The organism is Bacillus infantis (genome assembly GCF_008180445.1).
In the GTDB taxonomy this organism is placed as follows: Bacteria; Bacillota; Bacilli; order Bacillales; family Cytobacillaceae; genus Bacillus_AB; species Bacillus_AB infantis_B.
On the sequence record NZ_VTER01000002.1, the window covers coordinates 160,805 to 187,612 of the forward strand.

Sequence of the window (26,808 nt, forward strand, 5' to 3'; positions counted from 1 at the left end):
CTTAATAGACAAAGAACATCATGATGGTTGTAACAGCTCCAACCCAGATGGCGAGGAGGATGCAATAGCCCATAATATGACGGATATGCAGGCCGACTACGCTCAGGATCGGAAGTGCCCAGAAAGGCTGGATCAGATTAGTCCAGGCATCTCCCCAGCCGACAGCCATTGCAGTGACTGCGGGATCAACTCCGAGCTGGAGGCCTGCCGGAACCTGCAGTGGACCCTGAAGCGCCCATTGCCCTCCGCCTGAAGGGGCAAGAATATTCACAAGGCCTGCTGACCAGTAGGTGAAAATGTCAAAGGTATCTTTGCCCGCGATGGAAGCCATCCCGTTAATCATGGATTCTGCAATGCCGGAGCTGCCGAGCATGCTAATGATGCCTGCATAAAATGGGAACTGCAGGATGATGGGCGATATCGCCCCCGCCGCATCCTTGAAGGCAGCAGCATAACTGGCAAGGGAGCCGTGGAAAAGGAGCCCGAGCGATAAAAAGGCAATATTGATAAGATTCAAGTCGATGTCCCGGCCATTCCAAAACTCATAAACCAGATATCCGAGCCCGATGATTCCAATCAGACTTCCTAATATTCTTGTTTTTTCAAGAGAGGAAGCAGGGGTGCTTTCTTCAGGAGCTATCGCACTTTTTTCAGTCTTTGCCTCGTCTGCCGGCTTATAAGGTAGAATCCCTTCCTTAGGGGCCATGAAATAAATGAAGAGCGGAATCGTTGCCAGCAGCACGAGAAAAATCGCGATGGTGCCAGGGTGGAAAATAGTTTCTGACGTGGGGATTACACCAGTCAAATCTTCAAGAAAGTGGCCCTTCGTCGCTACAGTCAGCCCGATAGAGCTGGACAGGCCGGCTGTATACAGTACGGTCGGCGCATAGGCAGCCGCAACTAGCAAAGGAAAATGGGCATTCTGGTTTCGCCTGCCGACTTCCCTCGCCATAATGGCACCTACAACAACCGCCAGTCCCCAGTTCACATAATAAGCAGCCGCAGACACAAGGAAAGTCAGAATATAAGCCTGGCCTGCTGTTTGCGCCTTTGAAGAAAGTGCCGCAAGCAGTCTCTGTACAAAAGGCACCGAAGCAAGCGCCATTCCCGTCATGAGCAGCAGTACCATCTGCATCGTAAACGCCAGATACACCCAGAACCCATCTCCAAAAGACTTAACAAGCTCCATCGGCTCCTGCGGCTTCATCAGGAAACCTGCAGCAAAAACAGCTAAAGTCATCAGCACAGCAATGACAAAAGCATCCGGCAAATACCTTTCTACCAGCCTCGAAAATCGGTCTGCCAGTTTTGTCAGCATCTCATCACTCCTTCCATAATTAGTAGATGACTATGGACGAAGAGATGGAATTATTCGTTAAAAGTGTGAACGGGAAGGAGAGGGGAGAGATAACAAAGTTTTATCAGGCAACATATGGTGCGAAGGAGTATGTCAGGCACGGCAAATGGACAAATAGAGGGAAAGTGTCTTTTTAAGGTGCCAGGCACTCTCTCTAGTTCTATGGAGCCTTCCGAAAGTTTCGCAGCCTCCCTCCGAACGAATGGCCTTTCGGGCAAAAGCCTTCCGAAAGTTTCGCAGCCTCCCTCCGAACGAATGGCCTTTCGGGCAAAAGCCTTCCGAAGCATTCGGAACCCTATTCGGAACCTGCCGGCTTATTTGAAAAACCCTCGGAACCTTCTTCCGAAAGCTTCGGAGGCGCATGATAAATTCTTATGTGACGCCAAAACTGCCTGTTCCGGGGAAAAGGGAGAATTACATGCTGCCGGCAGCCTTCAGCCCATAAAAAGACCCCAGCCGCTGCCGGCCGGGGTCCTGTTATCAATCTTCGTCCTTCATGGCCGCTTTCAGCAGATCGCCGAGGCTGGTTCCGAAGGATTCTTCGTTTTTGCTGTATTTCTGCACAAGCTTGCGTTCTTCCCGCTTGTTGACAGCTTTCTTTTTATCCTGCGCCTTTTCCACCACATTGCACGGGCGGCATTGGAAGTAGGTGCCGGCCTTGCCGTTGTGGATCTCCATTTTTTTATGGCACTGCGGGCAGCGGCGGTTGGAGAGCTTCGGATCTTTGCGCTTCCGGTAGCTGCATTCCATGTCAGAGCAGACGAGCACTTTTCCGTCTTTCGTATTGCGCTCTTTCAGGAAGGAGCCGCATTCAGGGCATTTTGAGCCGGTCAGATTATGGGCTCTGTACGATTTATCGCTTGTCTTAATTTCAGATACCAGCTGCTGTGTCTGCTGGCGGATTTTTTTCAAGAATTCCTTCGGGCTCGCTTTACCGCGGGCGATCGCTTCAAGCTCCTGCTCCCATTTGGCTGTCAGTTCAGGTGACTTCAGGTCTTCGTTCACAAGGTCCATCAGCTGCTTGCCCTTCCCTGTAGGGTGGAGGCGTCCGCCGTTCTGGCGTTCAACTGCTTCGGTCGTAAGCAGGCGTTCGATGATTTCTGCCCTTGTTGCCGGTGTCCCGAGGCTGTATTTTTCCATTTGGGATAAAATATCGGCCTCCGTATAACGACCAGGCGGCTCAGTCTGTTTTTGTTCGGAAGAAACTGATTTTACCGTCAGCGTCTGGCCTTTTGAGAGGGAAGAAAGATTCAGCTTCAATTCCTTTTCTTCTCCCTTGCCTGTCACCTGCCGGAAGCCTTCTTCAATGACGGCGGTTTCTCTTGTTGAAAAGATTTCGCCGTTCAGATCAAAGGAAGCTTGAATGGTTTCATATTTGTACGGCTCATGGAAAAGGGCCAGGAAGCGGCGCACAATGATGTCGTACAGCTTTTTCTCATCACTGTCCAGGTCGCTCAGGTGAAGGCGCTCCTCGGTCGGGATGATGGCATGGTGATCGGTCACCTTTTCATTGTTGAACACGCGCTTGGCAAGGACCTTTCCTTTTTTGGCCAGGAGCGGCTTCACTTCATCCCTGTAGCCTGACGCGATTCCATGGAGGCGGTCCAGCATCGTTGCTTCCATATCCTTTGTCAGGTAGCGGGAATCTGTCCTTGGATAGGTGACGAGCTTGTATTGCTCATACAATCGCTGCAGGACATTGGATGTCTTTTTCGCCGAAAAACCGAAGCGCTTATTGGCATCCCGCTGAAGCTCAGTCAGGTCATAAGGAAGCGGCTGCTGCTCGCTTTTTTCCTTGCGGCTGATGGACTGGATCATCGCTTTTGCTGAGTTCGTCTTTGCAACGATCTCTTCTGCAGTATCTTTGGAAAAAGTCCTTTTTTCGCCGTTCTTTTCCCAATCTGCTTTAAACGGTCCGACCTGGGCGGAAATCGTCCAGTATTCCTTCGGGGTGAAGGATTGGATCATTTTCTCCCTTTCCATGATCAGGGCAAGCGTCGGTGTCTGCACACGCCCGGCAGAAAGCGGGTCATTGTATTTCGTGGTCAGCGCGCGTGTCACATTCAAGCCGATCAGCCAGTCGGCTTCGGCGCGGCATACCGCTGAATCGTAAAGGGCGAGGAACTGGTCCCCGGGCTTCAGGCTTTGGAAGCCTTCTTTAATCGCACGGTCTGTGACAGAGGAAATCCACAAGCGCTTGACCGGCTTTTTCCAATAAATTTTTTCGAGAATCCAGCGGGCAACCAGCTCACCTTCACGCCCGGCATCGGTAGCGATGATGATTTCATTAATGTCTTTCCGCTTGGAAAGCGTATCGATGGCGCGGAACTGGTGGCTCGTCTGCTTCATCACCTTCAGCCCCATCCGGTCAGGAATGATCGGCAGGTCTTCCAGATTCCAATGCTTGAATTTCGTATCATAATTCTCAGGCATTTTCAGCTCAACCAGATGGCCGAGGGCCCAAGTGACAATGTATTTATTTCCTTCTATATAAGATTTATGTGTCTGCGTACAGCCGAGTACACGGGCAATCTCCCGGGCCACGCTCGGTTTTTCCGCAAGTACGAGTGATTTCATGTAAAGCTCCTTTCAAATCTGTGCTTCCTCTATAAGTATAACGGAAACGCAGGAAAAATTGTAATGGACAAACGGAATGGGAACCCGATAAAAAGGATATACATTAAATATCAGTGCCTGGCACCAAAGACCCTTATAAAAAAGGGGCAGCGATGTTAAAATAATGCAGGACAGGTTGTTTTTTTTCCTGATTTTTATACTTTATAAAATAGAACAGGCAAGCTTGTTCTCATTTTTTTAACCCAAAAACAGAACATACGTTCTAAAGACGGAGGTGGCAAAATGGAAGGCAGGGAGCCAAGTTTGGTGGTTCGTGAATTTTTGAGGCAGGAAGAGCATCAAAAGCTGTATGAAGAATATCTGGATGATCCCCATGAGAAAAATAAAGCCCGGCTCGAAGCAGCCTTTAAAAGGTACTTCAGGCATGTCCGCTTCGTTTCTTATCTAAATAAGACCATTTATTATGAGTCAAGGAAGTTCGACATGAAGGCGCGGGAATTGCGCGCCAGGTATCAGCTCACACTGGATCGTCCTGCAGCAGAAGCAGAGAGCGGCGCAGAACCGCTGACACAGCTCCTCGAAGATGAGACAGCGCTCCGGCCTTTCATGGAAATCCCCTCCGGAAGGCTGGAAGATTACACAGCCGATCCCCGGCTCGCCAGAATCATCAAAGAACTGACACGAAGGCAGCAGGAAATTCTCTTTTACGCATTTGTCCGCAGCCTCCCTGATGCCGAAACAGCGAGATTGCTCGGCATCAGCCCGCAGGCAGTATCAAAGACCAAAAATAAAGCGATTGAAACCATAAGGAGGAAATACAATGTTTGAACAGCTGAATCTTTTGCAGATCATCGGCAATTTCGGATTCCCTATTGCCATCACCATGTATTTGCTGCACCGCTATGAAAACCGGTTCGAACAGCTGAAAATGAAAATGGAGGACATTTCCCGAAGCATCGCACAGATCGAAAAAGACAAAGGGTGAAAGCATGAATTTGTCACAGCAGGAAATAGAGGAAATCATGAAGGCCATCGAGCCTAAAATCAAAAAATCCTTATACCAGACAGGCAAGGAAAACCGGGAAGACCTCGAGCAGGAGCTGCGCGAAGCCGTCCTCCGCAAGCTCCGTGATAACAAACTGGAGGAAGTGCCGGGATTTTTTGAGATGGTGGAGAGAGGGAGTGGCAGGTGACAGGCACCTATACCAGTTATAGACCAGTTGCAAACGGCTTGAGGTTAGCCGTTCAGGACTGCGGGTAAAGGGAAAGACAAACTTTTGCCCCAGTTTTTTTCTTCCCTGCCGCATTGAAGTGGTATAATGGCTGTAACGGCTGCGGGTGCCAGGCACGAAACAAGTGCCCGGCACCGGCGTACATAATATGTTGCTGGAGTGTGATGGAAGCCTGTGCGATTACGATTTACGAAATCTATCCCCAATCTGGTCACTCAGGGAAACCTGTACTGCGGTTTCCTCTCTATAGGGTTTGCAGCGAACGGCCAATTCAAAAATGCGGCGATCCTCATTCTGATCGGAATGATGCTCGACAGCATGGACGGCAGGCTTGCCCGGATGCTGAAGGCTGACAGCGCGCTCGGAAAAGAGCTCGACTCGCTCGCAGACATCGTCACTTTCGGAGTGGCGCCGTCCTTTTTAGTGTATTATACATATTTCTATCAATTCGACCTTCTTGGCCTTGCCATCGCCGGCCTTTTCCCGCTCTTCGGAGCATTCAGGCTGGCCAGGTTCAATATCAGTTCCCCAAAATCGTCCATGAATTATTTCGTCGGCGTCCCGATCACAGCCGCAGGAGGTATCATGGCACTCCTTACGCTGTTCGGGGACAAAATCCCGAATATCGTCACGACCGTTATTTTTACAGCATTATGCTTTCTAATGGTCTCAAAAATCAGGATCCCAAGCCTGAAGGAAGTCCCGCTTCCAAAATACGGAACCATCGTCACTATCTTTCTTGGCTGCCTTCTGTATCTGATCTACAAAGGGACATACGGCCAATTTCCCTACCTGATCTATATTGCAGCACCCATGTATATAGCCTATCTGGCCTATATCTTTGTAAAAGGGAAAAATAAGAGGGATTTAGACTGAAAAAACCGCTGAGAAGCGGTTTTTTTGATTGGGCGGAGCTTTCGAGGCGGAGGATGATCCGGTAATGTGGTTAATGAGGTGTGCGGATGAAGGGAGAGAGCTCTGGGAGGCGGGGAATCTACCGAGTTAGCGAATTATTCTACCGATTGAGAGCATTAATCTACCGAATTAGCGATTAATTTAATCAATTGAGCGGATAATCTACCAACTCCGCGAAATCGGCTGCAAATTCGTGGTTTTTAATCAGTTGGAGAGCGGGAGCTGCCAGGTTCGCGATATTTTTGTGAGTGGGGTGCCTCCATTGCGTCTATTTTAATGAGATGAGAGCGGAATCTACCGAACTAGCTAACGATTCTACCGATTGAGAGCATTAATCTACCGAATTAGCGATTGATTTAACCAATTGAGCGGATAATCTACCAACTCCGCGAAATCGGCTGCAAATTCGTGGTTTTTAACCAGTTGGAGAGCGGGAGCTGACAGGCTCGCGGTATTTTTGTGAGTGGAGTGCCTCCGTTGCGGCTATTTTAATGAGATGAGAGCGGAATCTACCGAACTAGCTAACGATTCTACCGATTGAAAGCATTAATCTACGAATTAGCGATTAATTTGATCAATTGAGCGGATAATCTACCAACTCCGCGAAATCCGCTGCAAATTCGTGGTTTTTAACCAGTTGGAGAGCGGGAGCTGCCAGGGTTCGCGGTAATTTTGTGAGTGGAGTGCCTTCATTACGGCTATTTTAATGAGATGAGAGCGGAATCTACCGAACTAGCTAACGATTCTACCGATTGAGAGCATTAATCTACCGAATTAGCGATTAATTTGATCGATTGAGCGGATAATCTACCAACTCCATCATTCATCCACCCGAAAAGCCACAAAACAGCCCGCTGCCAAAAAACTTCACCCCGCTACCATGCTAATCGTCTGCCAATCTAACATGTTAAAATATGGTAAAAATCTGTTGACACCATAAAAATTCTATTCATACAATGAAGAATAGAATAAATAAATCATATTGGATGATGCGCAATGAAGAAGAAAACACATCAACTTATAAATTTTTCGAAAGAGGCTGTATTTCAAACCCCGGTTTGAATGCAGCCTCTTCTTTATTTCGCTAATATGCTGAGGGGGAAAAATCATGATTGAATTGACAGGCAGTACATTGACATTGAAACAGGTAAAGGTAATTGTTTTTGAAAAAGAACAGGCGGCAGCATCAGCCGGGAGCATGGAGCGGGTGAACGAAAGCCATGAGGCGGTCCGGAAGATTGTTGAGGAAGAAAGGGTCATTTATGGCATCAATACCGGCTTTGGGAAGTTCAGCGATGTGCTCATAAATCAAAAGGATGTAAAGGCGCTTCAGCTGAATCTGATCCGTTCCCATGCATGCGGGGTGGGGGAGCCTTTTCCTGAATCTGTTTCACGGGCGATGCTGCTGCTGAGGGCAAATGCGCTTTTGAAAGGATTTTCAGGTGTAAGGCCGGAGCTGGTTGAAAGGCTGCTCACTTTCTTAAATGAAGAAATCCATCCTGTCATTCCGCAGCAGGGATCGCTTGGGGCAAGCGGGGATCTTGCTCCATTGTCCCATCTGGCTCTTGCTCTGATCGGTGAGGGGGAGGTTTTTTACAAAGGAAAGAGGATGCCTTCATCAGAGGCCATCCTATCTGCCGGACTCCCGCCGTTCCATCTGGAGGCGAAGGAGGGGCTTGCCCTTATCAACGGCACCCAGGCGATGACCAGTATGGGGGCGGTCGCTTATCTCGAAGCCGAGCAGCTGGCTTTTCAGAGTGAGATGATCGCGGCAATGACGATGGAGGGCCTGAACGGCATCACAGATGCATTTGATGAAAGAATCCATCAGGCCCGCGGCTATCAGCAGCAGATCGATACAGCAGCAAGGATGAGGGATTATCTGGCCGGAAGCAGGCTGACGACCGTTCAGGGGGAGCTCCGCGTCCAGGATGCCTATTCTCTCAGGTGCATTCCCCAGGTTCACGGCGCAAGCTGGCAGGCGCTCGATTATGTAAAAGAAAAATTGGAGATTGAAATGAATGCAGCGACCGATAATCCGCTGATTTTTGATGAGGGGGAAAAGGTTATTTCCGGCGGGAATTTTCATGGGCAGCCGATTGCGTTTGCAATGGATTTTATGAAAATTGCTGTTGCAGAGCTGGCCAATATTTCGGAAAGAAGAATCGAGCGGCTCGTCAATCCGCAGCTCAGCGACCTGCCTGCTTTCTTAAGTCCGGAGCCTGGCCTGCAGTCAGGTGCGATGATCATGCAATATAGTGCGGCGTCGCTGGTTTCGGAAAATAAGACGCTGGCACATCCGGCGAGTGTAGATTCTATCCCGTCCTCTGCCAACCAGGAGGATCATGTGAGCATGGGAACGATTGGATCCCGCCATGCGTGGCAGATCATCCAGAATGCGACCCGGGTGCTGGCGATCGAGCTGATCTGCGCGATGCAGGCAGCCGAGTTCAGGGGTGTTGAAAAAATGGCCCCTAAAACAAGAAAAATTTACGAAAAAGCAAGGGAAATCGTCCCATCGATTACAAAAGACAGGGTTTTCTCAAAGGATATTGAAAATTGTGCGGCCTGGCTGAAGGAAGGAAATATGAAATAAGGGGAGGACCGCCTCCCCTTATGCTTAATCTTCTTCTTCGACCCGGTTTTTGAAGGCTTCCTGGACGACGATGAATTCTTCATCCTCAATCGCGTCCTTAGAGTGCCTTTCCACTAGCGTCCCCTCAGGGAATTTTCCGGGATGCCCTTTGCGTTTATGGTTAAAATGTTCTCCTCGTGACATAAGCAAATCGTCTCCTTTCATAGGTCGAAATCGGTTCTTTCCGTAGCTTTCCCGCCCCGGCCGCCGGATATGTGCGCAAAACTTGTTCAGCTTTTGCAGGAAGTGCATATCTATAATGATATATAGCACATTAGAAAGGAGCGATGCGTATGCGGGAAGCGTTCCAGGCGGAGGAGCTGGCCAGACAGCCTATGCCTTTTACAGCTTCAAAAGGGGATCCTGCCCCGCTGTTCACAGCGGATGCCGTCATTGATCAGGGAATCCAGAAGGTCAGCCTGCAGGATTTCAAGGGCCAGTGGGTGCTGCTGTTTTTTTACCCCAGCGACTTCACCTTTGTCTGACCGACAGAATTGGCGGCGGTCGCCGCTATTTACCCTTATGTAAAGAACATGAATGTGGAAGTCCTTGCCATCAGCACGGACAGCGTGTATTCGCATAAAGTGTTCAAAGAAACATCGCCTTCCCTGAAGCATGTGACCTTCCCGCTCCTGAGCGACCGGACCCACAGCATCAGCAAGGCATACCGCGTTCTTGATGAAAACTCAGGCGCATCATTCCGGGCATCTGTGTTCCTGAACCCGGAGCAGATCATCCAGGCCAAACTGATTTATCCCGGCAATATCGGCCGCAATCTCCATGAGCATGTCCGCATCCTTCAAGCCCTCCAATATGCAAAACAGACAGGCAAAGGCACACCTGCCAACTGGATGCCGGGCCAGCAGGGAATGATCAGCGACCCGAATATGATTGGAAAAATATAAATTGGGGTTGCTGCAGGAACCAGAGGCTGTCCAATAAACAAAAGACCCGCTCTCCATAAAGCGGGTCTTTTTGCTTGATATATAAGCTGCGTTTCCTACTCTTTTACCGTACTCTGCTTGGCATTGACAATCAGCGGGTTCAAGCCTGAACCTGATCTTTTGACCTGCGTGGCACCTTCTGTGTTCTGGCCTTCCAGATAGGAAGCATATTTTCTGTGCCAGAATTTCATGGACAGATAGATGAAGATAGCGGCAATGATAAAGATGGCGACTGTGGCAGGCCAGAAGGCTGGGGAAACGACAGCAGCTTCATAAGCAAGGCCGATTTTTGAAAAGACGATATACGTAAAAGCAACGAGCGAGAGAAGAATGATGGAAACCGGGATAACGCCCTTCCACGGAACCATATTCACCTGGGCATCTGCACGGAAATGATAGGCAGTGGCCCGCGGTTTTATTTTACCGATAATGACCATCATCAGGATCTCGACAGCAAACAGGATCGCGTAGATATGGATAAAGTGGATCGGAACCGAATAGCCAAACAGATGGTCAGTGCCCCATACGAGCATATAATAAGCAATCACATGGAAAATGATGACCACTTTCGGAGCCAATGCCGGGATATATTTCGAGAAAATACCCACAAGTACAATCGCGATAATCGGGATATTGAAAAATCCGGTAAACCGGCGAATCAGGTCCCAAAGTCCGTCAGATGCGTTCATCAGCATCGGAGAGATGAATAAAGAGACGATGGCGAGAACAGTCCCGAACCATTTGCTGATGCTGATCAGCTTTTCATCACTCACATTTGGATTGATCCTTGGCTTGTATATATCTAATGCAAAAAGGGTAGCGGCGCTGTTCAGCAGCGAATTGAAGGAGCTGAACACGGCTCCCAGCAGGACCGCAAGGAAAAATCCGGACAGATAGCCTGGCATCACATCTGATATCAGGGTTGGATAGGCAAGGTCGACTGATTTCAGTGAATTGCCGTAAAGATGAAAAGCAATGACGCCGGGAATCATCATGAAAACAGGGACAAGCAGCTTGTAAAAGCCTGAAATCATAACGCCCTTTTGGCCTTCCGCCAGATTTTTCGCACCCAGTGTACGCTGGATAACATACTGATTGGATGCCCAGTAGAAGAGATTGGCAAAGATCATCCCGGTAAAAATGGTGCCGAATGGGACAGAGTCTTCTTTTGTGCCAATGCTGTTCAATTTTTCAGGATGATCAGTGGCAATGGTCTTCAGGCCGCTGAAGAAATTGCCGTCGCCAAGGGCGAAAAAGCCAAGAACCGGAATCAGGATACCGATGATCAGGAGGCCGATTCCGTTTAATGTATCAGAAACGGCAACAGCCTTCAGTCCGCCGAAAATGGCGTAAATGGCGCCGATGATGCCGATGATCCAAATGACAAGCCAAACAGAAGATTCATATGTAATACCTAAAAGGGACGGCACATCAAACAGCTGGAGGACAGCCAGTGCACCCGAATACAGCATGGATGGGATGGTAACAAGAATATAGCCAAGCATGAACAGGATAACAGTATAGCGCCTTACCCCTTCATCAAAACGCTTGCTTAAAAATTCAGGCAGCGTGGTAAAGTTTCCGCCCAAATACTTTGGCAGCAGATAAACAGCCATGAAAATAATAGCGAAAGCAGCGGTAACTTCCCAGGCCATATTGCTCAAATTGGTCCGGTAGGCCTGTCCATTCAGGCCGATCAGCTGCTCGGCCGACAGATTTGTCAGCAGCAGCGATCCGGCGATGAAGCCCCCTGTCAGTCCCCTCCCTGCCAGGAAATATCCTGTAGAATCGCTGACTGCCCCTTTCGTTTTCACATACGAAATCCAGGCAACGATCGCCATAAAAAAGGCGCAGGATATTAAAGTGAAAGCAATTCCCCCAGTAAACATAGGTGCACTTCCTTTTCTCTTTTTAGTTCGTTAAATAACCTCAAACAGCCTATTTCAAACCTTTTTCTAAAAAGGAATATAATGTCATCAGCTTTCAAATAAAGGTAGAGGCCTTTATAATAAGGGAAAGGATTGAAAGGAGGCTGCAGATGGACCTTTTTGGAATCATTTCAGAAGAACGGATCAAGAAAGGCTATAAAGAAGGCGAATTTGATAAACTTCCCGGCTTTGGAAAACCGCTTGCGCATGATGAGCTTTCCCATGTTCCCGACGACCTGCGAATGGCCTACAGAATGATGAAAAATGCAGGCTATACAGAAGAAGACAGCAGCTTGAAACAGGAGATGTCCACCATCGAGGATCTTATAAAAAAATGCGAGGATCCTGCAGAAAAGAAGGAGCTTCAGAAGCAGCTGAACCAGAAGCTGCTGAAATTCAACAGCATGATGTCAAAACGGCGCACCAGCACAAACTCCTCAATTTTTAAAAACTATGAAGAAAAGATTCATCATAAATTGGTTGATTGAAAGCTCCTGGTTGGGGGGCTTTTTCTTTTGGGAGCGGAAACCCCCATTTTTTAAAAATAGCGGCGGATATATCAATGTAGGTATATATACCTATTTTACAGGCTTTTATTTGTCTGAAAGTAAAAGAATTGCAGATTAATATTAGAATTGGCCTAAATAAATGAGGGTCCCTGTCGAAATAAATAGAAATAGACATTTTATTAAGACAGGTGACGTATATGGATAAATCATCATTAATTGGGCTTATTCTCGCAATCATTGGCGTAGGGGCCGGTATGGTACTGAAAGGGGTGCCGCCTTCAGCCCTGGTAAACCCGGCTGCCATCCTGATCATCATCGTTGGGACTATAGCGGCGGTTACCATCGCTTTTCCTATGAACGAGCTGAAAAAAGTGCCAAAGCTTTTTGGCATCTTATTTAAGGAAAAAAAACAGCTGGTTCCGACAGACCTGATCAGGATGTTTTCAGAGTGGGCCCAGCTGGCGCGGAAGGAAGGCCTCCTTGCACTTGAAGCCAAAACGAATGAAATCGATGATCCATTCCTGAAAAACGGCCTCTCGCTCGCAGTGGATGGGCAAAGTGCCGATTATATCAGGGATGTACTTTCTGAAGAAATTGAGTCAATGGAGGAAAGGCATCTTTCAGGGGCCGCCATTTTCACACAGGCCGGGACATATGCCCCGACCCTTGGAGTTCTTGGAGCGGTTGTCGGCCTGATTGCCGCCCTGGGGGATATGACGAACACCGACGCACTCGGCCATGCCATCAGTGCAGCCTTTGTGGCAACCCTGCTTGGAATTTTCACCGGATACGTGTTATGGCATCCTTTTGCCAACAAGCTGAAGCGCAAATCAAAGCAGGAATCAAAGCTCAAATATATGATGATCGAGGGGGTCCTCTCCATCCTTGAAGGAGAAGCACCGCGCGTCATCGAGCAAAAGCTGGCATCTTATCTGCCTTCTGGGGAAAGGAAGCAATTCCTCGAGGAAAGCGAAGTGAAGGCAGATGAGTAAGCGGAAGAAAAAGGAGCATCATGAGGAGCATGTTGACGAGTCCTGGCTGATACCCTATGCTGATATCCTGACGCTCCTGCTTGCCCTTTTCATCGTCCTGTTTGCCATGAGCTCAGTGGATGCCCGGAAATTCGAGGCCCTTTCAAAGGCATTCAATGATGCATTCAATGGCGGGACCGGCTTCTTTGATTACCCGAGCCCAATGCCGGACGGCGCCATGCAGTCCGCGGATAAGGCAGAGACTGAAAACAAAGATGAAGTAGAAAAGGCTTCTGCTGCCGGCACTTTAGAAGAAGGCCAGAGCGATATGGAAGCAGAAGGAAAAATCCAGAAACTCACAGACAAGCAGGAACTCAAGGAAGTCGAAGAAAAGGTGAAAACCTATATTCAAAACAATGGCCTCACAGACAAACTTGAGACCTCGCTGACAGATGAAGGACTGCTTGTAACGATCCGGGACAACGTCTTTTTCGCTTCCGGGAGCGCTGAAGTAAGGTCAGGAGAATTGACGATCGCCGACGAAATCGGGGAATTGCTCGTCATGGACCCGCCGCGCAATATCATCATCAGCGGCCATACAGACAATATGCCGATCAAAACCTCCGAGTTTGAATCCAACTGGGAATTAAGCGTCATGAGAGCCGTAAACTTCATGAAAATCCTGCTGCATAACAAAGACCTGGATGCCAGAGCCTTCAGTGCGAAAGGGTTTGGCGAATTCCAGCCTGCCGCCTCCAATGATACAAAAGAAGGCCGGGACAAAAACAGGCGGGTTGAAATTTTAATATTGCCGAGAACATAGACCGGGCCGGATGGGTTCGGTTTTTTTGTTTGTTTCGGCGGAGTGCTGCGGTCAAGCGGACGGGGCGTTTGGGGTTAGTCGCAGATATAATGGGAAAGCGGCAAATAAAGCTTTTATTCGGGGATCAGGCCGGTTTTAGCAGAGTCGCAAATAAAAGCTGGAAGTCGCAAATAAACTGGGAAAGTCGCAAAAATATTTTAAAACTCGCAAATAAATTCTGAAAGTCGCAAATAAACCCGAAAACTCGCAAATAAGAGCTGCGGGCAGGTTTTAGCAGAGTTGCTAATAAAAGCTGGAAGTTGCTAATATAATGGAAAAGTTGCTAATATAATGGAAAAGTTGCTAATAAAATGAAAAAGTTGCTAATAAAAGTGGAAAGTTGCTAATAAAATGAAAAACTTGCTAATAAACGGAAAATTAAGCAGTCAACCACCACAAAAGGCTGCCACCAAACGCAAAAAGCTGCCAATCATCTCAAAAAGGCCGCGAATCAACACCCAAAACCCAGCCTCCCACACAAAAACAGGACCCTCCAGCCAAGGGTCCTGTTCCATATTACATAGAAATATTCACTTCTGATTGCATTTCTTCTTTGGCTGCTGCTGTTTTTTTCCCGTGAAGGATATAGTAGAGCCCAAGGCCGATCAGTGAGACCAAAACGAGCACCATGTATAGCTTGGCAAATCCTGTGTAGACGGCGACGATGCCGAGTACATAGGAGCCAAGGCCGAGGCCGGAGTCAAACATCGTAAAGAAGGTGGATGTGGCCAGCCCTCTTTTCGAAGGGTCGGCATTTTTAATCGCAACGGTCTGCATGCTCGGAACGATGGTGCCATAGCCGAGGCCGATCACGGCGCCGGCAAGCAGGAACAGGAAGCTGTTGTCTGCAAGGCTGAGCAGGAACAGGCCGGCGGCAAATAAAACGATTGCCGGATAGATGACCCGGTTTTCTCCGTACATGTCAAACCAGCGGCCTGTGAACGGGCGTGAAATCAGGATAAAGGCTGCATAGACGACAAAGAAAAAGGATGCTGCCTGCATCAGTCCGAGCTCCTTGGCATACACCGAAATGAAGGATAAAACGCCTGAATAGGCAAACGCAAGCGTGCCGGCTGCAATGGAAACCGGAACGGCATTTTTTTCAAAAAGGCTTGAAAAAGCAAATGATGGCTGCTTTGTTTTTTCGCCGCTGTTTTCCGGGATGCTGATGATCGATGACAGCACCAGAGCCAGGACGGCAAGCACTGTACATAAAACAAAAATCCAGCTGTATGCGGCATACTGAATGATGGTCAGTCCGGTGAAAGGTCCGATTACCATGGCAAGGTTCATGAACATGGCATAATAGCCGAGCCCTTCGCCGCGCCTTTCAGCCGGGACGATATCAGCGACAATGGCACCAGTGGCCGTGGTGGCCATTCCGAAGCCCGCGCCATGCAGGAAGCGGACTGCCAAAAGCATTGGCAGGCTGTCTGCCGTAAAATAGAGGGCAGAAGCAATTGTAAAAATAACCATAGAAATCAACAGGATTTTCTTGCGGCCGATTTCGTCGATCCATTTTCCTGTAAAAGGACGGGAGATGACGGCGGCGATCAGGAATACCGAGATGATGAGGCCGACCTGTGATTCGCTTCCTTTTAAATCATCAAGAATATAAATGGGAAGGGTCGTCAGCAATATATAAAAGCCGATAAATAAGAAAAAGCTGGTAATGGAAACGCCTAAAAAGTCCTTTGTCCAAAGGGGCTGTTTTTTCATGATTGTCCTCCTTGATGTCTTGTTTACTGAGAGTCTGTGAAGTAGTGAGAAGAAAAACGGAAGATCTTGCGGGGCTGATCAGCGTCCGGAATTTTGCTTCATTTTTTGCATGACTGATATGGCAGCCATTAATTCTTCTTCAGATATATCCTCCAGCATTTTTTGTTCGTATTGTTGTACAGCGGCCAGCCAGTCCGGATATTGTGTGAGGGCTTCATCCGTCAGCAGAATCTTTTTTTCCCGTTTGTCTTTCCCCGGCACCCTGCTGATCCAGCCTGATTTTTCAAGACGGAGAAGGGCTCTTGTCATGGTCGGGGCTTCAACGCTGAGATAGGTGGATAGCTCAACCTGTGTGCTGGAGCCTGCTGTCTTCAGCCTGTAGATGATCGGCCATTGTGCGGCATAAAGCCCCATGGGGGTCAGCACATCGTTCAGGCCCTTGGAGAACTGCCGGGTGCATTGGTTGAAGCTGTGAAAAAAAGGATCCATTTTGTTCATAAAATTATCACCCGTTTCAATTAGTTGCCTAGCTAACTATAAGTCAAAACGGCATTTTTGTCCAGTCCATCTTAAAGAACAGGTTTGAACAGCGGCTTGAAGGGAATGGGTTAAACAGCAGCAATGTGCAATTTATCTACTAGGGGGAAATTCAATTGGACTCATTTCTTGATCTTGTGGGAAGTATATCGGCATGGCTGTGGGGGCCGCCGATCATTATTATTCTGGCTGGAACAGGCATATATTTAACCTTTTTACTGGGATTCTTTCAATTCAGATACCCGGTTTATATTTTCAAGCAGACCTTCGGCAGCGTGTTTAAAAAGCCGAAAGGAGAAGGGACGGTCACTCCGCTTCAGGCTCTGACATCTGCTCTTTCTTCGACAATCGGAGCGGCGAATATCGTCGGCGTACCGGCAGCCATCATGTTCGGCGGGCCGGGAGCAGTCTTTTGGATGTGGGTAATCGCTTTAATCGGAATGGCCATTAAATTTTCAGAAAGCGTCCTGGCGGTCAAATACCGTGAGAAAAATGAGGACGGCGAATATGTCGGCGGGCCGATGTACTATATGACAAAAGGGCTCAATATGAAATGGCTGGGCGTCTGGTTTGCCTTTGCCCTGATGATCGAGCTGATCCCAAGCATCATGGTGCAGGGAAATGCAGTCTCATCAGCTGTTTCAGAAACTTTTGAAATCGATGGATTGTGGACGGGGATAGCTGTTGCAGCCGTTGTATTATTGATTGTGTTCGGCGGCATTAAGAGGATCGGGCAGGTAACCGAAATCCTGGTTCCGTTTATGGCATTGATTTATGTGGGAACAGCGCTTGTGATCCTATTCATGAACTTCAGCAAGGTTCCTGAGGTATTGGAATTAATCTTCACTTACGCATTCCAGCCGGCAGCGGCAATGGGCGGTTTTGCAGGTGCAGCCATCGGCGAGGTCATCCGCTGGGGCTTTGCACGAGGATTATATTCCAATGAAGCAGGACTTGGGACGGCTCCGATCGCCCATGCGGCTGCACAGACGGACCATCCTGTCAGGCAGGGCTTCTGGGCGATTGTCGGGATTGTCGTCGATACGCTGATTGTCTGCTCTGCGACTGCTTTTGTCGTGCTGTCTTCAGGTGTCTGGCAGAGGGAAGGGGCGATGGATGATCCATCATCCCTGACAACAGCAGCTTTCTCCCAGTATTTCGGACAGACAGGCAGCCTTATTGTTACCATTTCACTCATATTCTTTGTGGTTTCCACCATCATTGTTGTCATTTTTTACGGGTCGAAGCAGGCAGAATTCCTGTTTGGCAATTTCGCGGGCCAGGCCATCAAGGTTGTCTATATCCTGGCGATCGTATTTGGCTCTATCGGAGCAGCGCAAACAATCTGGCAGTTCCTTGACCTTGCTCTGGCTGCTATCCTGATTCCGAATATTATTGCTGTACTTCTATTGAGCAAGGAGGTGAAAGAGCTCAAAAATGAGTTCTTTACCTCAGAGAAATATTATTTGAAGGATATTAAAAAGAAAGATGATGCTGCTTAAAGAGGCGGGGGATTTCCCCGTCTTTTTTTGTGCAATCCCTTGTGTGGTCTGACTTCATACCTATAAGTCAGACCTATGTTTTTACCCCAAAACCATTGCTCTTATTGTAAACAAATGTTTATAATTTAGACAAAAGTTTACGAAGGCGGTGACACGCTGTGAATGAAAAAGAACAATCCATTTTCACTTTGATAAAAGAGGACCCATTCATTTCCCAGAATGAAATTGCAGAAAAGACCGGGTTATCACGCTCGGCCGCAGCCGGCTATATATCCTCGCTTGCCAAGCAGGGTAAAATCCTGGGAAGGGCTTATATGCTGCCGAACAAGAAAGAAGTCCTTTGCATCGGCGGGGCTAATGTCGACCGGAAAATTCAGTCGATTGGCAAAATTGAAAGCGGTACCTCGAATCCTTCCGCCAGCTCCCAGTCATGCGGCGGGGTTGCCAGGAATATTGCTGAAAACCTTGGGCGGCTTGGCTGTGATGCAAGTCTGTTGACAGCCGTGGGCGATGATACTGAAGGCAGCTGGCTGCTGGGCTATACAAAGGATTTTGTCGACATTACCCCATCCCAGACATTGCCTAATACAGCAACCGGAACATATACAGCCGTTCTGGACCATGACGGCGAAATGACTGTTGCTTTTGCGGATATGGCCTTATACGATCGCATAAATTCAGAATTTATTGAAAAAAGGTGGGGCTATATTGCCTCGGCAGAGATCGTCCTGCTGGATACCAATTTCCCGGCAGAAGTTTTGAAAAAGACGATTGCCCGCTGCTACGAAGAATCTGTTCCGCTTTGCATCACGCCGGTCTCGTCCCCAAAGGTGAAGAAGCTGCCCGAAAATCTGATGGGTGTCACATGGCTGATTGCCAACCATGACGAAGCCGAGGCGCTGTCAGGAATGAAGATAGATACTGATGGAGATTTCTTTAAAGCAGCCGAGAAGATCATGAAAAAAGGCGTGGAGAAGGTCGTCATCACAAGAGGGGACAAAGGACTGATTTTCTACACGAAGGAAGGTGAGGCAGGGGTGCTGCTTCCGCCGAAGATCAAGGTGCAGGATGTGACTGGGGCAGGCGACTCGCTTGTGGCCGGTATCCTATACGCACATCTGAAGGGGCTAAATACAGAAAACGCCTGCAAAATCGGCATCGCCTGCAGCATGCTCACACTGCAGTCAGAAGAAACCGTCAGTCCAATTTTAAATAATGTCAGACTGCAGGAAACATTTCAGCAAAATTTCAGCTAAAAAAGGAGACTCATACTATGTTAGAAAACTATCTTGAATTCTCAGAAGAAGTATTGGAAGCACGAAAAGCAAACAAACCGGTTGTGGCATTAGAATCAACGATCATCTCACACGGCATGCCATACCCGCAGAATATCGTGACGGCCAAAGAAGTGGAAGACATCATCCGCCAAAATGGTGCGGTGCCTGCGACCATCGCCATCATCAATGGAAAAATAAAGATCGGCATTTCTGAGGACGAGCTGGAATTCCTCGCCCAAAGCAAGGACATTGAAAAAGCCAGCCGCCGCGACCTTCCTTATCTGATCGCCCAGGGCAAAAACGGCGCGACCACTGTGGCAGCCACCATGATCTGTGCAGAGCTTGCCGGAATCGAAGTATTCGTCACAGGCGGCATCGGCGGCGTCCACCGCGAAGCCGAAACAACAATGGATATCTCTGCTGACCTGCAGGAGCTCGCCCAGACCAATGTAGCAGTCGTCTGCGCAGGCGCCAAATCCATCCTGGATATCGGCCTGACCCTTGAATACCTGGAAACACACGGCGTACCGGTCGTCGGCTATGAAACAGACAAGCTGCCGGCATTCTATACCCGGACAAGCCCGTTTGACGTCAACCATCGCGTGGATGCGCCTGAAGATGCAGCCAGCCTGATCCGAACAAAATGGGAGCTTGGCCTGAACGGCGGAGTCGTCATCGCCAACCCGATCCCGGAAGAAGATGCCCTGGAAGAAAGCTTCATCACAAGCGTGATCGAAACAGCGCTTCAAGAAGCAAAAGACAACCAGATTGCCGGAAAGCTGGTCACACCTTTCCTCCTAAGCAAAGTAAAAGAACTGACAGAAGGAACAAGCCTCACAGCCAACATCGCGCTAGTTAAGCATAATGCCGAAGTTGGAGCGAAGATTGCGGTTGGATTGCAGAAATAATGGTGGAGAGCCGGTCCCTGGGTGGGGGGCCGGTTTTTTACATTAATCCGCCCACTCGTTCAAGTGCCAGAATCGTGAATCCTCTTTGCCGTCAAAATATACCGGTCCGGCGCACTGCCGACAAAGTAAAAGGGATAGCATGTTGAAAGGGTCAGTATTTCCTCCGGAGCAGTGGACTTAATGACAGTAGTATCATCTGCATCCACAATAAAAGAGTCGATAATTTCATAGGTGAAGTCGCCATAGGGCATCTTCACAACCAGTTCATCCCCCATTTTTAGTTCACCTATTTTGCGGAAAACGGTATCCCTATGGCCGGAGAGTAGAATCTGGTCATTTTGCCCAGGGAATACAGTGCCTGCATAATGGCCGACTCCTTTCTCCAGTTCCTCTTCATCGGTTCCTTCTATTATAGGGAGCTCTGCTTTTAGTGCCGGGATTTCTAGAACGCCGATAATATCACCAGTCTTAAAGGCAGGAATATTCGGCTCCTTAGCTGGGTGTTCTTTCGTCGTAACAGCTGTATCTTCTAGTGAAAGTACTTTTTTTGCTGTTTCAAGAGATTCCTCAGTTTGCCGGCTTTGATCGGCTGCCTCCTTAATCGAGAATAACAGCAGGCCGCTGCCCCCTATGATTAAGATAATGGCTGAGCATAATAGTAATATACCGTTAGCCTTCACTTGCCTTCATTACCTCCATGTGTGTTTTTAAAGCGGATAAAATCAAGATAGTAACTAAAATCTTCTTTTGTAATCCCTTGGTCAATCGCTTCCTGGACAAGTTCCTGCCATTCGGGATCAAGCTCTGTCGTCTCGAAATCGGACTTTATCCTATAATCAAGAAGCTCCTCGACAGAGGTCCCGAGTGTTCTTGCCAGCTTGGACAGAACCTGCAGGGAGGGATTTTTCTGGATATCTCTTTCGATATAGCTCAAATAGGACTTGGAAACCCCTGATTTTTCAGCAAGCTCATTTATGGAAAAGCCTCTAAGGAGCCGCAAGCGTTTTATCCTCCCACCTACCATTAGAATATCCCCTCTATTTATAGTATAGACACAACTTCATTATAACGAACATAAAGTTCATTAAAAAATACAAAAAAGTAAGAATAATCGAGATAATTGAAGGAAACTCGTGAAAACTGTTCGTTAAAAAGAAAAAACGGCTAATTTTGGTAATTTTCAAAGTTGAGGACTCTGTACTATACTCAACTTATCGGTTCGATAAAAAGAACAAAAGTGAACAGCTACTAAGAAACAGCCAGATTAATAGAGAAAATAGAGGAAGGTGAAGGAAGCTTGAAATTCAGCTGGAAAACCGTCAGAAAAATCATCAGCAGCATTATCACATGGCTATTATTTATCAATCTCATCTTAATGGCATTTCTCGTGATTTCGTCAAAAGCCTCCGGTGGTGAGCCCCAGGCATTTGGCTATCAAATAAAAACTGTTCTCTCCGGTTCGATGGAGCCGACCTTCATGACTGGATCAGTCATTGCAGTCAAGCCTCTTGAAGGCGATGCAAAGAAAGAGCTGAAAAAAGGTGACATCATTACCTTCATAGATGAAGATAAAAAACTGATCACCCATAGGATCACAGGTATAACCACCAGCGGCGAACACGTCATGTACGAAACTAAAGGGGATAACAACCAATCCAAGGATTTGGACCCGGTCCTTTCCGACAATGTCACCGCCATCTACACAGGGTACACCCTGCCATATGCAGGTTATTTCATAGACTTTGCCAAATCGCAAAAAGGCGCCGCCATCTTACTGATTGGCCCTGGCATCCTGATGCTGGGATATGCAGCCTTCACAATCTACCAGGCAATGAGAGAGCTTGAAGCAAGAGCAAAGGGCAAAGGCGACACAACAGAAAAAACGGCTTAAATCAGGTTGAAATTCCTGTGGCAACACAGGATTCAATATAAAAACTTATACATACCCAAAGGGTAAGAGGAGGAAATGGAACATGAGCTTTAAAAAGAAATTAGGTTTGGGAATTGCATCTGCAGCACTTGGCGTATCTTTAGTCGGCGGAGGAACATTTGCATACTTCAGTGATACTGCTGAAGCCACAGGAAGTTTTGCTGCAGGAACTTTGGATCTGAGCGCTGATCCAACAACAATCATTGATGTTGATAACATCAAGCCAGGCGATACTATGCTGCGTTCTTTTGACCTGGTCAATGGCGGGTCACTGGACATTGCATCTATTACGCTGGATACAGATTACACGGTAGGTGACGCTAAGGGTGGTAATGTTGAAGACTTTGGCGATCACATCCAAGTGAACTTCCTGCTTAATGCAGACAAACTGGATGTACCAATTTACTCTACAACACTTGCAGACTTGAAGGGCATGTCCCCTGATGTAATTGAAGGAAATATCTTCAGCGGCTGGCTTGCTGAGAGAGGCGGAAAGCTTGCTGCCGGAACTGAAGATAAACTGTATGTTCAATTCGAATTTGTAGACAATGGCCTGGATCAAAACGAATTCCAAGGAGATTCTCTGGAACTTAAGTGGACATTCAATGCTGAGCAAGGCGCTGGCGAAGCAAAATAATTTTAACAAGAAAAAAGGCGGGATGGCTCTCTATCCCGCCTTTTCCTAAATAACCAATCAGTGAGGTAATGCCATGACAAACCTGCTCAAGCTGGCAAAACCAAAAGCAATTTTTATGATACTAACTCTCCTTATTCTTACGCTATTTACCACTTATAAAGCTTTTGCAGAAGATAAGGAAATTGACATCAATACAAACCTGAACGGCTATTTTTTTCATGTAGGGGATTTGAAGCCTGGTGACTGGATGCCGCGCGATATTACCATCATTAATAATGGAAAACAGGATTTCAAATACAGTTCCATCATCGGCGAAAAGAAATCTGTCAAAGGCTTATTTGAAGAATTGGATCTGCTGGTAAAGAAAGATAGCACCATTCTTTACGAAGGAAAATTAAAAGATTTCAAAGGCTTCACACCAAGGCCGCTAAAAAAAGGCCAAACAGAAACTTTATTTTTCCAAGTAATGATGCCGTATGAACTTGGGAATGCTTTTCAAAACTCTTCTGCAGAGGTGGAGATTTTGTTTGTAGCAGAAGCACTTGATGGCGGTGGAGATCCGCCAGGAGGAGGAGATCCACCTGATGATGGAGACCCGCCAGGAGAGGACGACCCTGGTGATGGTGAGGATCCGGGCGATGAAGATCCAGGAGAGAATCCGGGTGATGAAGACCCTCCAGGCGAAGATAATCCAGACGACGGTGATAATGGCGAGGATCCAGGTGATGGGGAGACTGAGGACCCAGGTGAAGACAATCCATCCGAAGATCCGAATGATGACAGTGGAGACCCAAGCGATAATCCCGATGAACCGGCAAGCGGAAATCCAGGCAGCAATCCAGGTGATGGTATAACTGTTACACCAGAAATCAGAGAAAATATTCTCCCTGACACGGCAACAAACACATATAATTTCATGCTTCTCGGGGGCATTTTGCTGGGGGCAGGCGGCATATTATTGGCAGTAAGATACCACAGAATCAGGAAAGACCATTAACAGGGCCTTGGAATGCTATTCAAGGCCTGTTCTTTAAGGAGGAAATCCCATGTACCGAAAAAACTGCCCTAAATGCCACCGCCCATCCTACAGCAGCAGTGAAATAGGCGAATGGCTCTGTCCGGTGTGCGGCAATGATCTGACGCTGTTTCCCTTTTTTGATGCGTTTACGTTTGAACAGCTGCCGGTGAAGGTGGTGCCTTTTAAGAGGAAGATGGAGAGCTATAAGGGAAGGGCCGTTAAATAGATAGAGGAAATAAGGCCTACCTAAAAGCTGTCGACGGAATGAGCAAAAATCTTACACTATACCCCCAGATTTACCGGGCCAGAAGTCTTATGGGTTTCCGGCAGATTTCTAAATCTATCCAATTATCCTTCATTTTGTCGAATAATATCTTAAAATAATTTGAAGAATTTGACAAAAAACAACACGTAAATGTTGGGAAAACTTTTATAGTAGTCTTAAGAGGATATGAAAAAAGCATGACAGAGCAGAAAAAGGCAAACCTGTTGAAAGATAGGGACGCAAAGTCACAGGTCTACCGCGCCTATTGAGAGTAAAGTCGGATGAGGCGCCAGGACGGCTGGATTGCCTGGAATACGAAAAGTATTTTAGGGGGAAGAGAGAGTTATGAAAAATAATATGCAGGAATTGGACTTGGAATGGGTGGCACTAATTGCTGAAGCAAAGGAAATAGGCCTGAAACAAGAAGATATACTTAACTTTCTCGCCGGCCAGCCGGCAGTGGATCTTATAGCGGAAAACCGCTGAAAACATAATAACAGAATATAGAAAGCTAAGTGTTTCTCTGCAGGAGAAATGCTTTTTTATTTTGCGCAGAAACAGAGAGGTTTTAGAGGCTGTCACTTGGCGCAGACTGTTTTCCGCTGTATTGCAACAGCCTCGGAAATAGTTATTTTTTTTTGTTGATTCTCCATTTATTAAATTCAAGAAATTCGCGGAACTGGTCCTTGGAGATGCCGGAGTCCATTGCTTCTTTCACGATGTTCATCCATTCGGAATCCAGTTCTTCTTTATTGGGCTGGTCCAGTATCAGTGTATCAACCGGAACATGAAGAACAGCAGAAATTTTTTCTAAAAATTGAATGGAAGGATTCGTCTGTAGATTTCTTTCCAGGGAGCTTAAGTAGGACTTTGCCACCCCTGCCTGTTCAGCGAGCTCTGATAATGACATCTTTCTCTCCTGACGCAGTCTTTTTACACGTTCGCCAATCATTGATTCCACACACCTTTTATCCAGAAGTTATATGACCGAAGGGTTATTTATTAAGAACGATTTGTTCAATCACTATATTTCATTTTAACACAATTGTAATATCTTTTCCTAAGGGTGCAGACGAAAAAATCAAATTTTTCTTAATAGAAACAGGATTTGCCGGAGACTTGAACTTTACGTTAACGTAAATGTTATATTGGTGTCAGAATAGTGAAAGAATTTGGGTGATCGTGTGGAATACACCATTTCGGAGCTGGCAAAGATTTTCGATGTCAGCACCAGGACCATCAGATATTACGAGGAGCTTGGCTTATTATGCCCTAATAGAAATGAAAATGGCAGAAGAATTTTTGCCAAAAAGGATTATATCCGCCTGAAGCTGATATTCCGGGGCAAGCGCTTCGGATTTAAGCTGGATGAAATCAAAGAAATGATTGTGCTGTTTGACCAGGACCGTTCAGGGCGGAAGCAGCTGGAGCGGACGGTCGAGTATGGCAGGGAGAGAGTAAAGGAGGTGAACGCCCGCATCGAGGAGCTGCTTTTTTTAAAAGAAGAAATGGAAAAGATGCTGGATCAATTTGAAAAAAGGCTGAACGAAAAGGGGGATCATATATGAACGTATCTGAACTGCTGGCGAGAAACGGAAGGAAATATCCAAACAGGGAGGCTGTCATTTCCGGGGAGGAGAGGCTTTCTTATAAAGAGCTGAACAGCAGGGTCAATATGTTGGCAGACGCATTGAGGAGGAGGGGCTATGCAAAAGGAGATAGAATTCTGCTTTTCATGCCGAATGTCCCGGAATTTGTGGTTACTTATTTCGCGGCGGTGAGGATTGGTGCGCTGATTGTGCCTGTGAACAGCCGGCTGACGGCATCTGAGCTGGGCTATATCCTGGATCATAGCGGAGCGAAAGCTTTATTTGCGCATGAAATGCTGGTTGAACAGACGGGGACCCTGAATGAAAGGCCTGGTCTCGAGTGTGTGAAGACAGGTATGGCTGCGGCTGGATGGGCTAGCTTTGAAGAGCTGGTGGCAGGCGGCCGGGATATAGATGCGGGAATTCCTTTGTTGGAGGATGACGAGGCGGCAATCCTTTACACGTCAGGGACGACCGGAAGTCCGAAGGGGGTGCTGTTCACCCACCGCAATATTCTTTCATCAGCAATCATGATGGCAGTGGAAATGGCCATGAAGCCGGAAAGCCGCATGCTCCACTTGATGCCGCTGAGCCACTCGGCACCGCTCCATCTGTTCCTGATCGCAGGCACCTATGTGGGGGCCGCCCATATTCTTGCGCCAGTTTTTACACCAGAGGTACTGTTAAAGCTAGTCTCTTCGGAAAAAGCGACCCATTTCTTCGGTGCGCCGGTTGCCTATCTTTTCACAGCCAAGCAGCCTGATATTGAAAAATACGATTTGTCTTCGATGGAATATTGGGTGTACGGCGGGGCTCCGCTTGGAGAAAAAGAAGTCCGGCTTGTGAAGGAGCGGCTGAAAACGGACAGCCTGTATTGTGTGTATGGACTGACAGAGGCCGGGCCGAGCGGGACGCTCTTGCTGGCTGGCGAGCATGATCAGAAGGCCGGCAGCATCGGGAAGAGAGCGGCGCTTGGAACGGAGATCATGATTGCCGATGAAAAAGGCAATCCAGTCGAGCCAGGAGAAGTTGGCGAAATCCTCCTGAAGGGCGAAGGTGTTATGAAGGGGTATTATAAGGATCCCGAAAAAACAGCGGAAACGATCAAGGACGGCTGGCTCTATTCCGGTGATATAGCCAGATTCGATGAGGACGGCTATATTTGGGTTGTTGACCGGAAGAAGGATATGATCATTTCGGGCGGCGTCAATATTTTTCCGAAAGAGATTGAAGAGCTGCTGGCCTCGCATCCTGCCATTGCCGAGACGGCCGTTGTGGGCGTGCCGCATCCGGAGTGGGGAGAGACAGTGAAGGCGTATGTTGTGCTGAAGCAGCCGGGCAGTCTGGAAGAGGATGATTTAAAGGCATTTTTGTCTGGAAAAATAGCTGATTATAAGATACCGAAATTATATGAAGAAATAGAGGCGCTGCCGCGCAATGCAACAGGCAAGATTTTGAAGCAGTCATTGAGGCAGCAGGAGCAAGCTGTTTAAGGA

28 protein-coding genes and 1 riboswitch are annotated in these 26,808 nt (G+C 47.6%); of the genes, 19 read left to right on the forward strand and 9 right to left on the reverse strand.

All coding sequences use genetic code 11. The annotated features are described in order from the left end of the window. Position 1 precedes the first annotated feature (1 nt). Together FZD51_RS03210 and FZD51_RS03215 are read right to left on the reverse strand one after the other, a co-directional pair. Positions 2-1,318, reverse strand: coding sequence for a short-chain fatty acid transporter (locus FZD51_RS03210; protein WP_148973452.1), 1,317 nt, complete (start codon positions 1,316-1,318; stop codon positions 2-4). Between the two features lie 519 nt (positions 1,319-1,837). Continuing rightward, a complete protein-coding gene (locus FZD51_RS03215) occupies positions 1,838-3,934 on the reverse strand; it encodes a DNA topoisomerase III (RefSeq protein WP_148973453.1) in 2,097 nt (698 codons plus the stop codon). 282 nt (positions 3,935-4,216) lie between these two features. Between FZD51_RS03215 and FZD51_RS03220 the strand changes: the two genes are divergently transcribed. From FZD51_RS03220 to hutH, 5 genes are all read left to right on the forward strand, one after another. Then, a complete protein-coding gene (locus FZD51_RS03220; RefSeq protein WP_148973454.1) occupies positions 4,217-4,762 on the forward strand; it encodes a sigma factor-like helix-turn-helix DNA-binding protein in 546 nt (181 codons plus the stop codon). Further along, positions 4,755-4,919, forward strand: coding sequence for a YvrJ family protein (locus FZD51_RS03225; RefSeq protein WP_009792171.1), 165 nt, complete (start codon positions 4,755-4,757; stop codon positions 4,917-4,919). Before FZD51_RS03220 ends, FZD51_RS03225 begins: the two co-directional genes overlap by 8 nt. A 4-nt stretch (positions 4,920-4,923) precedes the next feature. Then, positions 4,924-5,127, forward strand: a complete 204-nt coding sequence (locus tag FZD51_RS03230) for a hypothetical protein (RefSeq protein ID WP_148973455.1) — start codon at positions 4,924-4,926, stop codon at positions 5,125-5,127. Between the two features lie 213 nt (positions 5,128-5,340). Continuing rightward, positions 5,341-6,042 carry a CDP-diacylglycerol--serine O-phosphatidyltransferase gene (gene pssA / locus FZD51_RS03235; RefSeq protein ID WP_148973456.1) on the forward strand — a complete coding sequence of 234 codons (702 nt, stop codon included), beginning with the start codon at positions 5,341-5,343 and terminating at the stop codon, positions 6,040-6,042. A gap of 1,147 nt (positions 6,043-7,189) precedes the next feature. Further along, complete coding sequence (gene hutH / locus FZD51_RS03240) at positions 7,190-8,677, forward strand: histidine ammonia-lyase (RefSeq protein ID WP_148973457.1); 1,488 nt, start codon at positions 7,190-7,192, stop codon at positions 8,675-8,677. 24 nt (positions 8,678-8,701) lie between these two features. Here hutH and FZD51_RS26025 read toward each other — a convergent pair whose 3' ends face one another. Continuing rightward, a complete protein-coding gene (locus FZD51_RS26025; RefSeq protein ID WP_187445612.1) occupies positions 8,702-8,860 on the reverse strand; it encodes a hypothetical protein in 159 nt (52 codons plus the stop codon). 191 nt (positions 8,861-9,051) lie between these two features. Here FZD51_RS26025 and FZD51_RS03250 point away from each other — a divergent pair, with 191 nt between their 5' ends. Continuing rightward, positions 9,052-9,621 (forward strand): peroxiredoxin, encoded by a 570-nt coding sequence (locus FZD51_RS03250; RefSeq protein WP_262380695.1) that lies wholly within the window; start codon positions 9,052-9,054, stop codon positions 9,619-9,621. Between the two features lie 95 nt (positions 9,622-9,716). Here the strand turns inward: FZD51_RS03250 and FZD51_RS03255 are convergent, their stop codons facing one another. Further along, entirely contained in the window at positions 9,717-11,549 is a 1,833-nt protein-coding gene (locus FZD51_RS03255; RefSeq protein WP_148973459.1) for a solute:sodium symporter family transporter, read from the reverse strand. A gap of 149 nt (positions 11,550-11,698) precedes the next feature. On the opposite strand from FZD51_RS03255, the gene FZD51_RS03260 reads away from it, so the two are divergent. The 3 genes from FZD51_RS03260 to motB all read left to right on the forward strand — a co-directional run bounded on the left by FZD51_RS03260 (position 11,699) and on the right by motB (position 13,891). After that, positions 11,699-12,076 carry a DnaJ family domain-containing protein gene (locus tag FZD51_RS03260; RefSeq protein WP_148973460.1) on the forward strand — a complete coding sequence of 126 codons (378 nt, stop codon included), beginning with the start codon at positions 11,699-11,701 and terminating at the stop codon, positions 12,074-12,076. A 218-nt stretch (positions 12,077-12,294) separates the two neighbouring features. Next, positions 12,295-13,089, forward strand: coding sequence for a flagellar motor stator protein MotA (motA, locus tag FZD51_RS03265; protein WP_148973461.1), 795 nt, complete (start codon positions 12,295-12,297; stop codon positions 13,087-13,089). Then, positions 13,082-13,891: a flagellar motor protein MotB gene (motB, locus tag FZD51_RS03270; protein ID WP_148973462.1), complete on the forward strand. Its 810-nt coding sequence runs from the start codon at positions 13,082-13,084 to the stop codon at positions 13,889-13,891. Before motA ends, motB begins: the two co-directional genes overlap by 8 nt. 555 nt (positions 13,892-14,446) lie before the next feature. On the opposite strand, the gene FZD51_RS03275 is transcribed toward motB, so the two are convergent. Beyond that, positions 14,447-15,649 (reverse strand): MFS transporter, encoded by a 1,203-nt coding sequence (locus FZD51_RS03275; protein ID WP_148973463.1) that lies wholly within the window; start codon positions 15,647-15,649, stop codon positions 14,447-14,449. Between the two features lie 78 nt (positions 15,650-15,727). Beyond that, the gene (locus FZD51_RS03280; protein WP_148973464.1) at positions 15,728-16,147 is read right to left on the reverse strand and encodes a MarR family winged helix-turn-helix transcriptional regulator; all 420 of its coding nucleotides are present in this window, start codon (positions 16,145-16,147) and stop codon (positions 15,728-15,730) included. Positions 16,148-16,302: 155 nt separating this feature from the next. Between FZD51_RS03280 and FZD51_RS03285 the strand changes: the two genes are divergently transcribed. The 3 genes from FZD51_RS03285 to FZD51_RS03295 all read left to right on the forward strand — a co-directional run bounded on the left by FZD51_RS03285 (position 16,303) and on the right by FZD51_RS03295 (position 19,873). Next, entirely contained in the window at positions 16,303-17,688 is a 1,386-nt protein-coding gene (locus tag FZD51_RS03285) for an alanine/glycine:cation symporter family protein (protein WP_148973465.1), read from the forward strand. 158 nt (positions 17,689-17,846) lie between these two features. Next, complete coding sequence (locus FZD51_RS03290; protein ID WP_148973466.1) at positions 17,847-18,944, forward strand: carbohydrate kinase; 1,098 nt, start codon at positions 17,847-17,849, stop codon at positions 18,942-18,944. Between the two features lie 17 nt (positions 18,945-18,961). Then, on the forward strand, positions 18,962-19,873 hold the full coding sequence (locus tag FZD51_RS03295) for a pseudouridine-5'-phosphate glycosidase (protein WP_148973467.1): 912 nt from the start codon (positions 18,962-18,964) through the stop codon (positions 19,871-19,873). 59 nt (positions 19,874-19,932) lie between these two features. Here FZD51_RS03295 and FZD51_RS03300 read toward each other — a convergent pair whose 3' ends face one another. Together FZD51_RS03300 and FZD51_RS03305 are read right to left on the reverse strand one after the other, a co-directional pair. After that, complete coding sequence (locus tag FZD51_RS03300; RefSeq protein WP_148973468.1) at positions 19,933-20,553, reverse strand: class D sortase; 621 nt, start codon at positions 20,551-20,553, stop codon at positions 19,933-19,935. Then, positions 20,550-20,897, reverse strand: a complete 348-nt coding sequence (locus FZD51_RS03305; RefSeq protein WP_148973469.1) for a helix-turn-helix domain-containing protein — start codon at positions 20,895-20,897, stop codon at positions 20,550-20,552. The genes FZD51_RS03300 and FZD51_RS03305 overlap by 4 nt, the downstream gene beginning before the upstream one ends. 273 nt (positions 20,898-21,170) lie before the next feature. Between FZD51_RS03305 and sipW the strand changes: the two genes are divergently transcribed. The 5 genes from sipW (at position 21,171) to FZD51_RS03330 (ending at position 24,209) form a co-directional block, all read left to right on the forward strand. Continuing rightward, on the forward strand, positions 21,171-21,764 hold the full coding sequence (gene sipW, locus FZD51_RS03310; protein ID WP_094769816.1) for a signal peptidase I SipW: 594 nt from the start codon (positions 21,171-21,173) through the stop codon (positions 21,762-21,764). A gap of 82 nt (positions 21,765-21,846) precedes the next feature. Beyond that, positions 21,847-22,440 (forward strand): CalY family protein, encoded by a 594-nt coding sequence (locus FZD51_RS03315; protein ID WP_148973470.1) that lies wholly within the window; start codon positions 21,847-21,849, stop codon positions 22,438-22,440. Positions 22,441-22,513: 73 nt separating this feature from the next. Continuing rightward, positions 22,514-23,437: an LPXTG cell wall anchor domain-containing protein gene (locus tag FZD51_RS03320; RefSeq protein ID WP_148973471.1), complete on the forward strand. Its 924-nt coding sequence runs from the start codon at positions 22,514-22,516 to the stop codon at positions 23,435-23,437. 49 nt (positions 23,438-23,486) lie between these two features. Beyond that, positions 23,487-23,684, forward strand: a complete 198-nt coding sequence (locus tag FZD51_RS03325; protein WP_094769819.1) for a hypothetical protein — start codon at positions 23,487-23,489, stop codon at positions 23,682-23,684. Between the two features lie 243 nt (positions 23,685-23,927). Beyond that, a riboswitch (cyclic di-GMP riboswitch) is annotated at positions 23,928-24,034 on the forward strand. 34 nt (positions 24,035-24,068) lie between these two features. Then, positions 24,069-24,209 (forward strand): anti-repressor SinI family protein, encoded by a 141-nt coding sequence (locus tag FZD51_RS03330; protein WP_148973472.1) that lies wholly within the window; start codon positions 24,069-24,071, stop codon positions 24,207-24,209. A 142-nt stretch (positions 24,210-24,351) separates the two neighbouring features. Here FZD51_RS03330 and FZD51_RS03335 read toward each other — a convergent pair whose 3' ends face one another. Continuing rightward, positions 24,352-24,675, reverse strand: coding sequence for a helix-turn-helix domain-containing protein (locus tag FZD51_RS03335; RefSeq protein WP_148973473.1), 324 nt, complete (start codon positions 24,673-24,675; stop codon positions 24,352-24,354). Positions 24,676-24,907: 232 nt separating this feature from the next. Between FZD51_RS03335 and FZD51_RS03340 the strand changes: the two genes are divergently transcribed. Continuing rightward, positions 24,908-25,291, forward strand: coding sequence for a MerR family transcriptional regulator (locus tag FZD51_RS03340; protein ID WP_148973474.1), 384 nt, complete (start codon positions 24,908-24,910; stop codon positions 25,289-25,291). Next, positions 25,288-26,805: a class I adenylate-forming enzyme family protein gene (locus FZD51_RS03345; protein ID WP_148973475.1), complete on the forward strand. Its 1,518-nt coding sequence runs from the start codon at positions 25,288-25,290 to the stop codon at positions 26,803-26,805. The genes FZD51_RS03340 and FZD51_RS03345 overlap by 4 nt, the downstream gene beginning before the upstream one ends. Positions 26,806-26,808 lie beyond the last annotated feature (3 nt).